General features: G+C 48.2%; 7 protein-coding genes. All 7 read right to left on the bottom strand.

Features of this window, described 5'->3' with window-relative positions; genetic code table 11:
* Positions 1 to 9 precede the first annotated feature (9 nt).
* Positions 10 to 1,536 carry a RagB/SusD family nutrient uptake outer membrane protein gene (locus QFZ51_RS17105; RefSeq protein ID WP_429047438.1) on the bottom strand — a complete coding sequence of 509 codons (1,527 nt, stop codon included), beginning with the start codon at positions 1,534 to 1,536 and terminating at the stop codon, positions 10 to 12.
* Between the two features lie 49 nt (positions 1,537 to 1,585).
* Positions 1,586 to 4,576: a SusC/RagA family TonB-linked outer membrane protein gene (locus tag QFZ51_RS17100; protein ID WP_429047437.1), complete on the bottom strand. Its 2,991-nt coding sequence runs from the start codon at positions 4,574 to 4,576 to the stop codon at positions 1,586 to 1,588.
* 136 nt (positions 4,577 to 4,712) lie between these two features.
* Entirely contained in the window at positions 4,713 to 6,722 is a 2,010-nt protein-coding gene (locus QFZ51_RS17095; protein ID WP_429047436.1) for a DUF5989 family protein, read from the bottom strand.
* A gap of 21 nt (positions 6,723 to 6,743) precedes the next feature.
* Positions 6,744 to 7,133 (bottom strand): SxtJ family membrane protein, encoded by a 390-nt coding sequence (locus QFZ51_RS17090; protein ID WP_429047435.1) that lies wholly within the window; start codon positions 7,131 to 7,133, stop codon positions 6,744 to 6,746.
* Between the two features lie 2 nt (positions 7,134 to 7,135).
* Positions 7,136 to 9,190, bottom strand: coding sequence for a hypothetical protein (locus QFZ51_RS17085; protein ID WP_429047434.1), 2,055 nt, complete (start codon positions 9,188 to 9,190; stop codon positions 7,136 to 7,138).
* A gap of 433 nt (positions 9,191 to 9,623) precedes the next feature.
* A complete protein-coding gene (locus QFZ51_RS17080; protein WP_429047433.1) occupies positions 9,624 to 12,176 on the bottom strand; it encodes a hypothetical protein in 2,553 nt (850 codons plus the stop codon).
* A gap of 165 nt (positions 12,177 to 12,341) precedes the next feature.
* Entirely contained in the window at positions 12,342 to 12,629 is a 288-nt protein-coding gene (locus QFZ51_RS17075) for a hypothetical protein (RefSeq protein ID WP_429047432.1), read from the bottom strand.
* Positions 12,630 to 12,796: the final 167 nt, after the last annotated feature.

Raw genomic sequence — 12,796 nt, 5'->3', positions numbered from 1 at the left:
AAAAAGTGTTTAGTATGTCGGGTTTTGTGTCCATCCCGGGCTCAGGTTCAGATCTCTGAACGGGATCGGAGCAATATACTTAGGACCCGGGTTGGCAACCGCAGCAGGATTCAACGGGAGATCCTTGAACTCATTCGGATCGCGGCGCGCAATTACTTTTGGCAGCAACTGCAAGCGAACGATATCGAACCAGCGTTGTCCGAATTCCCCGGCAAATTCATATTTGCGTTCATTGACTACTGAATCACGGAAAGCCACTGCCGTTAAACCTTTTACGATGTTGGGCAAACCGGCGCGCCGTCTCACCCTGTTCAGCGCTTCATAGGCTTCATCAGAAACGGTGTTGGCAGCCATGGCAGAAGCTTCCGCGTAGGTGAGCAATGTTTCTGCAAAGCGAACGATATCAGTGGTTTTATTGGTACTGGCGTTAAAGCTCACCACCTGTGTAGGCGTTTCAACGATACCATCACCTGCGCCATAACGGAATTTGTTATAGTAAGGATGGTGGGTAGCCGTTCTCGGATCATCCCATTTTACTACACCGATTTTATTGCTTTTGATTTGTGTGTGGAATGTTTGATCGGTACGTTTACAAACCGGTGCATCCTTAAAGTAGTTGATTTCAGGAAAGAAATCATCCCATCCACCTTCATCATCAGGAATACAGGTAGCGCCAAAGGAACGGTTAGGCAACTGGCCGCCTACATTGTATTGCAGTCCGAATACCGATTCAATATTGTTATTGGTTTTGAATACATCGAGGTAGTCGGGCATCAGGTCATATTTCCCGGCGTCCATTACGGCTTTTGCTTCCGTGGCAGCCAGCGCGTAATTGGAATTTTGGTTAACAGGCCAGCCTGCCATAGTGAGGTATACGTTTGCCAGCACGGCTCTTGCCGACAATGCGCCGGGTCTGCCTACGTCTGCGCCGGTCCATTTATCGGGCAGCATGTCAGCCGCCTTTTTCAGATCGGCGATGATCAGTTCGTATACTTTTGCAGGTTCTTCCCTGGCCGGTGTTACAGTAATATCTGCCGGACCGGTAACAATAGGCAATGCACCAAATGTTCTTACGAGGTAGAAATAACACAGTCCCCGGAGGAAGTATGCCTGTCCGCCGGCATACGTGCGTTGCTGAATCGCTTCATTGGTGGTGGCGGTTACTTTTTCAAAATTGGCAATCACGTTGTTTGCCTGATAAATGGTATTCCACGGGCCTTCCCACTCGGCTCTCATACTGGAGTTGGTGGTGGTACCCTGGAGCCGGTCAAATTCCCGCGAGTCTGCTTTGTTGGAAGCAGGGTGCGTGGTTAAATCATCGGAGCCGAAGTAACTGGTCATTTTACTGGTGAAACCCCATGCACCATCTACGGCGAGCGCCCTGAAAGCAGAGGTTACAGCGCCATCCAGTTCATTTTGTGTATTGAAATAATTGCCGGGAGTGAGTGTTGCTCTTGGATCTTCCGTCAGCTTCACGCAGGATGATGCACCGATCATTGCTGCCATCGCTAAAGGGAGGAAATATTTTTTGTTCATAATAGTAATTTTTTAGAAAAACAGAATCCTTACTTATACGCTATGTCAATTATAAACCAAGTCTTACACCAATCGTATAGGTTTTGGGGTTAGGTATCGTACCTGTTTCCAAACCTTGTGTAATGGCATTGGTGGCGTTGGTTACTTCCGGATCGTAGCCAGGGTAGTTGGTGATGGTCCAGATATTCTGGGCGCTGATATAAACATCCAGGCTGCGTGCATGTATCCTGTTCAACAGTGATGCAGGAATGGTATAAGTGAGGGAAATATTTTTCAGTTTGATATAGCTGGCATCGTATACATAACGGCTGCTTTTAATTTCGTTCTGGTTACCATAGACGGGAACGTCTGTCTGTTTTTCAGGCGTCCACATATCGAGGAGTTGCGCGTTGGTGGCATCGCGTGCATCTCCCAGTCCGCCCATTGTATAGGCCTGGGTAAAGGAATACATCTGGTTGCCGTGCGTGCCCTGGAACATAACGTTCAGGCTCCAGTTCCTGTAAGAGAAATCATTGATGAAACCGAAGTAATATTTAGGCATACCATTACCAATCGTAGTAAGATCGCCGCCGGAAAGTTTATGATCGCCATCGAGGTCAGCATATTTTGTATCTCCGGGCTTCTTGCCGTATGTAGCGGCTTCTGTTTTTTCTTCATTTTTCCAGGTGCCCAGGTATTTATAACCATAGAAGGTACCCAGCGGTTCTCCTACTTTGATGATGGATACGCCTTGTTGTGCAGAGCCGATACCATTTACAATGATATTGTCCTGACCTCCCAGATCCAATACTTCGTTCCTGTTGAAGGAGATATTGAAGTTGCTGGTCCACTTGAAGTCTTTTCCAACAACCGGCATACCGCCTACGCTGAATTCCAGGCCGGTATTCCTTACGCTGCCGATATTACGCTGAAAGCTTCCGCCGCCATAGTAAAAAGGGTTATCGGTGGCATACAGCAGGTCGGATACTTTTTTATTATATGCATCCGCGGTGAAGGTTAAGCGGCCACGCCAGAATTCCATGTCCAATCCTACATCATAGGTAGCGTTCTTTTCCCACTGAAGCGTAGTGGCTACCGGTGTTCCCAGCGGGGTATTTACGCTTGAAGTAGTACCATCGAAGTAGTAAGGCAGGGCCGTACCGATCTGGGCAATGGTAGAATAGGCAGGTACTGCCTGGTTACCCGTTTGCCCGTAGCTGGCGCGGAGTTTCAATCCGGTTATCACTTTGGACTCTGCCATAAATCCTTCTTTGTCTACAGCCCATCCCAATGCAACTGCGGGGAAAGTGGAGTACTTCTCTACCAGGTGGGAAGATCCATCTGTACGAACAGAAACGGTTAACAAGTATTTATCTTTAAAGGCATAGTTTACCCTTCCCATATAAGAGATGAGCGCATCTGCCCAGTAACCGCTGCTGGTCGACTGGGTTTTACCTAATCCCAGGTTCCAGTAGCCGAGGCTGTAGGTAGATAATTTATTAGCCTGCGCAATGGTGTTTGTATTGGTTTTGGAAGCCTGTTCCACGAGCCCGGTGACCGTGAGGGAATGATTCCCGAAGCGGTTGTTATAGGTCAGGAAGTTGGAGTTCTGCCAGCTCCTGTACCGGCTATTCTCCATTTTCGCATAGTCGTTACCGTTAAACGCTTCGTTTGTTCCCGGAGGAAAAACGGATTGCGTTTGCTGGTTCTGCAGCTCATAGCTGTTATTGGAAGTAAAGGTAAGGTGATCGATGATACGATAGGTGAAAACGCCGGTAGCAGTCAGGTTAGACGTTTTTCCATCTACCGAACGGCTCATGATATTTTGTACCGGGTTTTTAGCGAGGGATGCGAAATTAGACTGGCTGATATAATCACCAGCCGCATTTCTTACCGGGCTGGTAGGATCCCACATACTGGACTGCGAGAACGGATCAACGATATCACCGGAGAAATCCGTGTTGTGTGATTCCGGCAACAAACCTGTAATATTTACTTTCAGGTCCATTTTGCTGTTCAGCTTCACATCCACATTCGCGCGCAGCGTATTTCTTTTATAGCCGGAGTTGATCAGCAAACCTGGCTGATCCAGGTGGTTGTAAGAGAAATAATACTTTACATTTTCAGAACCACCGGACACGCCTACCTGGTAGTTTTGTGTCAATGGCTTGCGGGTCAGTTCATCCTGCCAGTCGGTGCCACCGGGATTTTTCTGCAGTTCTGCGAGTTGCGCATCGGTAAACGGATGACCCGTTCCGGCAACATCGCCTTTTTTATTTACCTGCTGCGCAAATTCGTAGGCGTTCATCAGGTTTAGTTTCTTTGGCAAAGAAGCTTTGCTTATCCAGGCGCTTGCATCCACGCGGGGTTTTCCTGATTTACCGGTTTTGGTAGTTACCATTACCACGCCGTTAGATCCGCGGGAACCGTAGATGGCGGTAGCGGAAGCATCTTTCAGGATTTCCATGCTTTCAATATCGCCGGGAGCGATGGACTCCAGGTTGCCGCCAATGTAACCATCAATGACGTATAACGGGTCGTTACTGCCGGTGATGGAACTGGCGCCGCGGATCCTTACACTGATGCCTTTACCCGGCTGACCACTGTTGCTTTGCACCGTTACGCCGGAAGTAGTTCCCTGTAAAGCCTGTTCTACTCTTACTAAAGGACGTTTGGCAATTTCTACGGCTTTCACCGAACTGGTAGCGCCGGTTACGTCGCTTTTCTTCTGTGTGCCATACCCGACTACTACGATATCATTGAGGGATCTGGCATCCGTTTTTAAAGTGACGGACAAGTCGCCGCCGGTTACCGTCACCTCCTGTGAAAGGTAGCCGATATAGGAAATCACCAGTACCGGGGAAGCGGTTTCGCCGGTAGCAATCTGGAATTCGCCCTGTGCATTGGTGGGGCTTGAGATGTTGGTACCTTTTACTCTAACGGTTGCTCCGGGTAGTGGTTGGCCGGTTTCATCCAGCACTTTACCCTTTGTCAACTGCTTTTGTGCATAGGCCTGCAGCAGGCCCGATGCGAGGAGCATCAGCAATAGTAATCTTTTCATAACGCGAACGATATTTCGATTGATAAGAGAATAATGAATGCAAGTAAGCGCCGGCGGCCTAACAGCAGCGCTAATAATGAACTAACAGCCGTATTAATGCTGTATTTTTTTTAATTTTCTTTTTAAGAAGAAGCTATTAATCCCTTTCAAAGGATTTGAACAACTCCGGCGGCAACGCTGGTTGCTGGCGGCGATCAAAAATATAATTCCCCATTACCAGGTAATCCATTTCTGTTCGCATAAAAGCCAGCCACGCATCTTCCGGCGTGTTTACTACCGGCTCTCCCCTTATATTAAAAGAGGTATTGATCAACACACTGCAACCCGTTAGTTCTTTAAAACAATTAATAAGTTGCCATAACTTTGGATGAAGCGTACGATGTACGGTTTGTATCCTGGCGGAATGATCGAGGTGTGTCACCGCAGGGATGGCGGAGCGTTGCAGATGCAGACGCTCATAAATGGAGGCGAGGGCATCTGCTGGTGTATTTGTGCGCAACGCATCTTTTAATGTGGTGGTAAATAACATATAGGGAGAAGCAGTGGCGTCATTAAAATAGTGGTGCGCATCTTCTGCCAGTACTGCGGGTGCAAAGGGGCGGAAGCTCTCACGGAATTTTATTTTCGTGTTGAGTTGCTGCTGCATGGCCGCCTGCCGTGGATCGGCGAGGATGCTCCGGTTGCCGAGTGCGCGGGGACCAAACTCCATCCGGTCGTGGTACCAGCCCACTACTTTTCCGCCGGCCAGGTGGGCGCTCACTTCCTGCGTGAGTGCGACGAAGTCCGGCTGATGAACAGCCACCGCTGCATAGCGGGCCAGCAGCTTCCGGATATCGGCGTCGCCATAAGCGGGGCCGAGAAATGCGCCCTGCATGCCATCATCTCCCGGGAAAAAAACACGCGCCTGCTCCATACCAATATGATAGGCGACGTATGCAGCGCCCAGCGCGCCGCCGGCATCACCGGCAGCAGGCTGTATCCAGATATCCTCAAAAATACCGGCGGCTTTTATTTTATGATTGGCCACACAATTAAGCGCTACACCGCCTGCCATCGCCAGGTGATTGCTGCCCGTAATGGCTTTCGCCGTGCGTGCCAGCGTCACTACAATTTCTTCGGTAACCTGCTGAATAGCCAGCGCCAGGTTCATGTGCGCCTGTGTGATAGCTGATTCCGGCTCCCGGCGGGGAAAACCAAATAAGGCTTCCCATAGTGGCGTAGCCGTCATTTTCAACCCGGTGGCAAATTCAAAATAATCCATGTTCAGCAGGATGGAACCATCGTTTCGTATATCCACCAACGTTGCCAGGATCTTTTCCCGGAAGGCAATGGTTTGCGGGGCATCAGCCAGTCCGTAGGGCGACAGCCCCATTAATTTATATTCGCCGCTGTTTACTTTAAAGCCCAGGAAATAAGTGAATGCAGCATATAATAAGCCGGGTGAATGCGGAAATCGCAGTTCCCTTAAAATTTTGATATCGTTACCGGCGCCATAACAAATGGTAGTGGTAGCCCACTCCCCTACGCCATCAACGGTGAGAATGGCGGCCGACTCAAAAGGCGACGGGTAAAAAGCGCTGGCAGCATGAGATAAATGATGTTCTGGAAAATACAGTGGCACTTTTACCGTAGCTCCCAATGTGCGGAACTGGTGGCGGAGCATTTTCTTCATAAACACTTTCTCCTTCATCCACACCGGCATAGCGGTGATAAAGCTGCGCCAGCCACGTGGTACAAAAGCGTGATACGTTTCCAGCAACCGTTCAAATTTCAGCAGCGGTTTGTCATAAAATGCCACCGCCGTTAGCTCATCAAAGGAGATACCCGCTTCAGACAATACATATTTAATGGCCTGCGCCGGGAAAGCAGCATCCTGCTTAATGCGCGTAAAACGTTCTTCCTGTGCGGCCGCAACAATGCGCCCATCGATGATCAGCGCAGCTGCACTGTCATGATAAAATGCCGATATACCCAGGATAATTTTCCTCAAAGCCGTTAAAAATATGGCATAAATAAAAGGCGCCAGCGCGGAAGCACTGGTCAGGGCTACCAGCGATGCCAATAACAACAGCACGATGATCAGCGGAAGCAGCCAGAATTTTTTACGGGTTCTTAAAAAATAGAACAGTTCATGCAGAAATTCCATGACGTGAAAATGATGATCGTTTTAAAATGTGTGCAGTAAATCTTCTTTCGTATATACATGATTACGTGTAACCATCACCGATCCTTTCTCCTTCTTAAACCCGCGTAGCTGTAAAGTATCTTTGCCCCGCCACTTCCGCCATAAGCCCACAGGTACTACCACCAGTATAAAAACAAGGGTCAGGAGTATGCGAATGTTTACTTCTCCCAAAACTTTTCCGATGCCCAACCAGATCACCGCCAGCGGATAAAAAAGCCGGGGCGCCAGCAATGTGATGAGCAACAGCAGCAAGGCAATGGTTACCAGCCTGAAATCACGGAAATACAGGGCCGCCGCCAGTAGCGCCGCCACAGCCACCTGGCCGGATTCTATGCATTGCTGCAACGTAATATGGGTGAACCGTTTCCACATGGCTATACTTTTTTGAGTTGACTTTGCATGGTGAGTGCATCCCGGTTGCCTGGCGAGACTTGCAATACTTTTTCTACATACAGCACGGCGCCCTCTTTATTGCCCATCCGGTAGTACAGTTCCGCAATCTGGTTAAGCAAACCTATATTTGCCGGCTCCCTCGCCGCCTTTGTTTGCAGCTCCAGGACCTGCAACAGGCAATCTTTTACGGGCAACAGGTTTAAGCGCCGTTCGTTATGTTCGATGGCATAATTCAGGTAAGGCAATGCTCCGGTGGCGTTATCCTGTTTCAGGTAAAGCACAAAAAGCGTCCTGGCCACCTCAAAGGAAGGCGACATGTCAAATACTTTTTTAAAGTAGAAGATGGCTTCCGCAGTATGATCCAGCTTACCATAGTAATTACCGGCTTCCTCGTAGTATCCCGCTTCGGTAGGATGCTCCTGTACCCATGCCGCCACAATGGTAGCGGCGTTTGCAAAATCGCCGTTTTGATTGTAGGCATTATAAAGCTGTTGCAGCGCCGCGGCCCAGGATGTTTTCCTGAAAGCAACTTCATAAGCAAGCTGTTCTTCTGCACTGGCAATCAGCATAGTATCGTCAACATGCGTTTTACTAAACGGCCAGCTTCTTTTAAGATTAGCGATCTTATAAGCGCCGGATAAGCTGTCGATAACCGTAATGGGCATGGTTTGCTGCAACAGGGCAAAGCTCATTTCCGTTTCCGGCAACGGCTTGAAAAGTCCCTGTGCTTTCATGGTATTATAAAACACATCCGACAGGAGCGCATAACCTTTCAGGTTAGGATGTACATGTTCGAGGATCAGCTCATTACCGATAATACGGCCGGCACTCGCAGCTTCAAAAGCCGCATTGGCATCTACCAGGTGCGCGTTCTTATATTTGCTGCATAGCTCCAGCATCACTTTATTCAGTTTGGATGGCCCCCGGAAACGAAGGGCATCGAGGTCCCTGGCTTTGTCGAAATACGTTTTGGCAGCGGCGCTATCGCCGTTGTGCAGGGTCAGCAGTCCCAGGTAATAGTTGCAGCCGGCATGCGCCTGGTAGCTGTTTTCTGCGGCCATGAAATATTGCAGGGCTGCAGCGGAATCCCCATTGGCCATCGCCCCCTCACCCTGTAGGTATGCGGTGTTGAAGCCCGGGTACTTTATGCTGTCGGGTGGCATACTAACAAATGGGAACAGGTCTTTTTCAGCAGACACCAGGTTGCTGATGAACACCGGAACATTTGCCTGGTCCAGCATGTGCAGGGTATTATCCATGTTGGCCGTGAACTGGGCAATACCTCTTTCGTACATCGCTGATCCGAAAGGAATCTGTTGTGCTGCCACCATCATTTCCATGCGGGTTTTGCCGGCGCCATCCGGGCTGGCCGGTGTTAGCCTGGAAATTTTATGGAGCGCGTTGGCCATGAGCTGGGTAATCCGGAACTCCCGGAGCTTCAGCACCAGGTGGATCAGGAAAGGGTTGCCGGCAATTTTGTCGGTGCTGCCGGTGCCCAGGCAGCCATAATACTCATTATGCCCGGTATAAATAAGTACCGCATCCGGCTGATACGGCAATAATTCTTTTGTAAAACCCTCTACTGTATAGGAATTAACGCCCGTTAGTGAAAGATTAATGATTTCGAGGCGTTTCTCCGGGCAGGAATGCATGAGGCGGTATTGCAGCCAACGGTGAAAGGAGCCATTATGAAAATAGGGATACCCGATCGTAGTGGACTCACCTAATACAAAAATGCGGAGGGTACCTGTGTCTTTTACTTTCTTAAATAATTCACTATTGCCTTTGGTAGCGATTTCCGTATTGGAAAAATATTTCAGGGAAGCTGCGGGGTTGAGTTGGTAGTAATTGCTGTTTTGCGGAGAGGTAATAAAAAGCGCCAGGTTGTGGCCGTAATTAAATAACCGCAATCCCCCTTCCACTCCACCGATAATTAAAAAAGGAAAAAGAATGCTGATGATTTTAATCACCAGCATCCTTTTTTTTCGTAATAAAACGGCCTGAGTGCCATAGTCGTGGAACCTTGTCTTATTCATTTCAATGCAATTTATACGGCGGGCCTTAACGGCAGCACTAATAATGCACTAACGCGGGATAAAAGCGGAAGGATTGATGCGGATTTTGTCTTTCTCACTGATTACGCTGATTATACTGATTTTTAGGATTTGATCACGTTGGGATTTTAAAGGATTTTGGGAGATATAAGCGGAGATATTGGCGCAGATCGCCTTCGGCGATTTTAAATTGACTTGGTGCAGGATTAGGTTGATTAACGCCGATTACGCTGATTTGATAATGTTTTGATTTTAACGATAATAATAATAATAATAATAACAATAATCAGGAAAACAGAAGCCAATATATCCGCTTATATCTCCCAAAATCCTTTAAAATCCCAACGTGATCAAATCCTAAAAATCAGTATAATCAGCGTAATCAGTGAGAAAGACAAAATCCGCTCTAATCCCGCTACCCTGAGTAGTCCGTGAACGACTGCGGGAACTCTTCCCCATACATGTGGAGATATTCTTTCGCGAACTTGTTGAAGGCCGTTTTGGCGAGGGAATGGCGCCCCAGCGATACGAGGCTGCTGCACTTCATGCGAAGGGCTTCTTCATTCACGGGGTCGAAGAGGAAGATGCGGTCCGCGATTTCAATGAGGAGTTCCGGATCTGATTTGAACTGGTTGGCGGCCTCTGTGAGGATGTCGAGGGTTATGCCGGAGATTTCGGACTGGATATCTTCCAGCCAGGTGTAGTTGGTGTCGGGCAGGAAAGAGCCACGATGGAGGATCTTCAACAGATCCCTTACATGTTGTTCCTGCAGTGGACGGGGCGAGTGCAGCAGTTGCTGGAACCCGGCCAGGTCCATGTCGATATCGGCGGTGGAGTATTGGAGGCTCCAGCGGTCAGCTTCTTTTACGAAGGCACAGGCGCCCAGCTTGTCGAGTATAGCTTTAAGCTTTACCATATTCACAGAGCGGTTGTTCTGTGCTTCCTTGCTGGACTTATCGCGCCAGAGGGTGGCATAGAGCCGGTCGGATGAAATACCTTTTCCTGAACGGATGGTATTGATGGCTATCAGCAGGAATAATTCTTTGAGCAGCGGCGTGAAGAATTTGGTAACGTCCTGCCCTTCTTTGTCCAGTACTTCAAACGGACCAAAAAAGTAGATGTTTCCTTTTTTTTCAGCAATGATTTCTTCCGGTGCCGTTTCATCGGTAACCGTTTCGGGTATTACCACGGGCAGCGGAGGAAGCGGTGTTGCAGTTGCTGGTACCGGTGGCACAACAACTGAAGGTGGTGGCATGATCTTTCTGCGGCGGCGCAGGAATAAGAACAGCCCGGCGGCGACTACGGGAATGAGCAGCAGCGGGTACCAGGCAGAAAATTCCGGGAGACCGGATTTATCTGCCACTACCGCGTCGGGCGGAAATTCCAGCGTATACACCTTTACTTCCGTGATATTGTCTTTAGAAGTATAAAGTGTTACGGCGACCAGCTTTTTACTGTCGCGGCAGTAATAGAGATCTGCGAATGATTTGATATCATGAAAAGAGTAAGGGATGGTATTGGCCAGTGGCTTCAACCGTGGTGCTTTCAGCGAGCCTTCCACGAGCTGCAGGCTGGTATTAAATTTATCGTCGGGGAAGATGAGGGCATAATAATTCTGGGTATTGGGATCGATCACCAGACTGTTGGCAAAGCAGAACTGCACAGGAGGTTCTTCCAGCTGGAACACTTTATGAAAGGAGTGATCTTTCACGTGGAAGGCCATGAGATCGTAGTAATGGCGGGGGTTTACTACCTGGTTCCCGCTGTTGCTGCCGTAGCCGCCCAGGATATAAGCGGTATCTCCATTGCTGGTAGCGCCGGTGGCGGCGAGATACCGGGGAATGAGCCTTTCGCCGGCGGTGGATACGGAGTCCCACTTCTTATTGGCAAAATGATATCGCTGTACGGTATTTTTATATTGCATTTGTCCGTATCCGCAGAGGATATAAAGGGAAGTATCCTGTTGGGAGACAAATTTATTGGCTTGCCAGTAAACGGTAAGCAGGTCTGGTGTGTAGCTGATATCCCATTTCCGGTTGAGGGAATCATAAGACCCTGCTTTTTTTTGGTCTATATAAAAGTTAAAGAGCTTATGGAGAAATGGGTTGAACACCGACTGGTTCCCCGGCATGAGGCTATCGAGGCGTTGCGCCAGGCGGATACCGTGTTGCTGCTCATTTTTAAACGAAATATTATATAGTGAATCGGAAGATACAATATAGAGCACTTCTTTCTCCCGGTCGAAAGCCACACTGGGGGTACCATTAATTTCCCAGCTCTGGAGCAGGCTCCAGTTGCGGTGTTTAGGACCTATCCAGTTGGCATTGCGGATCTCGGCAGTTTTACCTTCCTGCAGGTCGGTGGCGTTACTGCCATCGTTTTCGGAGAGCGGCCAGTTGTACCTGGTTTGGGCGCCTTCTTTCACAACTATATTACGGAGGTTCATGGGTGGAATATCCACTGTTTGAAAACCTTCGTAGGTATTGGCGCCAAAGAACACGCGGGTACATGCCGGGTTGCCTAGCTTTGCAGGACCTTTGGCGATAAATTTATCATTGACCGAAATAGCGGCTTCATTACGCCCGAGGTCGAGGTGAATAGTGATATGCGTCCACCCGCCGAAGAGGGCGGCTGAATCAATGGCAAATGCACGTGAAAAGCTTTCGCCTATGAGGAAGTTAAAGGTTCTTTCTTTCTGGTTATATACCAGGTCTATGTTCTGGTTGTTGGCGGCGATGATCCTTAATACGTATCCGAAATAAGTTTCTTTATAAGGAAGGAAGTTCAGATCGAATGATATTTCCCCGTTCTTTTTGAAACACAGCGGACCGGATGAAGTTAAGTTCAGCGTTGTTCTCCTTTCCTGCACCACTTCATGACTGGAAAAGCGTAATCCGTAGGACTGCGCATAACCAGCATTTGTAATCAGATAAACAGATAAAAATAGTAAAAGGATAAATTTCCGCATACTCCGCTAAAAAACTAAAATAACTGATTGTCTAATATTTGTTGATCTAACGCCACGCGGAATATACAAATAATAAACAAATTAGTGCTTTTTTATAGCCTAATAATCAATGACAAATGTAAAATGTACACGCTAAATTGGCAATCGGTAACCGTCAGTTGCCGGTTATTTTAAATACTGGGTAACTAATTGTTCCCATTCTTCTTCCTGTGTACCAGAAGGCCTGGTGGTGCCTGCCCGGCGGTACCAATAGTCAGCATTTGCCTGATCTCCTTCTACCCTGTGCAGGTAAGCATGTACCCTTGCAGCATCCGGTCCCGGCAGATCGTCTACCAGGTCGTGCGCCTTTTTCCAGTTACCTTTCCCTTCGTACCAAAGGGATTCAAGGTATATGTCGACATATTTAGGTGGGTGTGTCTCCTGTAAAGATTGCTTAAATTCGTTCAGATCCATCTTTTCCATTTACCAGCTTGAATAATGTGGGTCTCAAATATACGGAAGCGCAGCGCAAAATGACAACTTCCTCTTCCAATCTGATATTAAATTAGCCAATATTCCCTGATCCTCAAAACGATGTGGTTATTTCCTTTCATCCATTTTTAAGGAAATAAAAAATAATA

The organism is Chitinophaga sp. W3I9, assembly GCF_050434025.1.
GTDB lineage: Bacteria > Bacteroidota > Bacteroidia > Chitinophagales > Chitinophagaceae > Chitinophaga.
The sequence above is the reverse complement of the archived record's forward strand: the minus strand, read 5'-3'. Positions and strand labels throughout refer to the sequence as shown.

Coding starts and splice junctions, on each gene's coding strand:
- QFZ51_RS17090 (WP_429047435.1), bottom strand. CDS start 7,133: ATGTGGAAACGGTTCACCCATATTACGTTGCAGCAATGCATAGAATCC.
- QFZ51_RS17105 (WP_429047438.1), bottom strand. CDS start 1,536: ATGAACAAAAAATATTTCCTCCCTTTAGCGATGGCAGCAATGATCGGT.
- QFZ51_RS17100 (WP_429047437.1), bottom strand. CDS start 4,576: ATGAAAAGATTACTATTGCTGATGCTCCTCGCATCGGGCCTGCTGCAG.
- QFZ51_RS17080 (WP_429047433.1), bottom strand. CDS start 12,176: ATGCGGAAATTTATCCTTTTACTATTTTTATCTGTTTATCTGATTACA.
- QFZ51_RS17075 (WP_429047432.1), bottom strand. CDS start 12,629: ATGGATCTGAACGAATTTAAGCAATCTTTACAGGAGACACACCCACCT.
- QFZ51_RS17095 (WP_429047436.1), bottom strand. CDS start 6,722: ATGGAATTTCTGCATGAACTGTTCTATTTTTTAAGAACCCGTAAAAAA.
- QFZ51_RS17085 (WP_429047434.1), bottom strand. CDS start 9,190: ATGAATAAGACAAGGTTCCACGACTATGGCACTCAGGCCGTTTTATTA.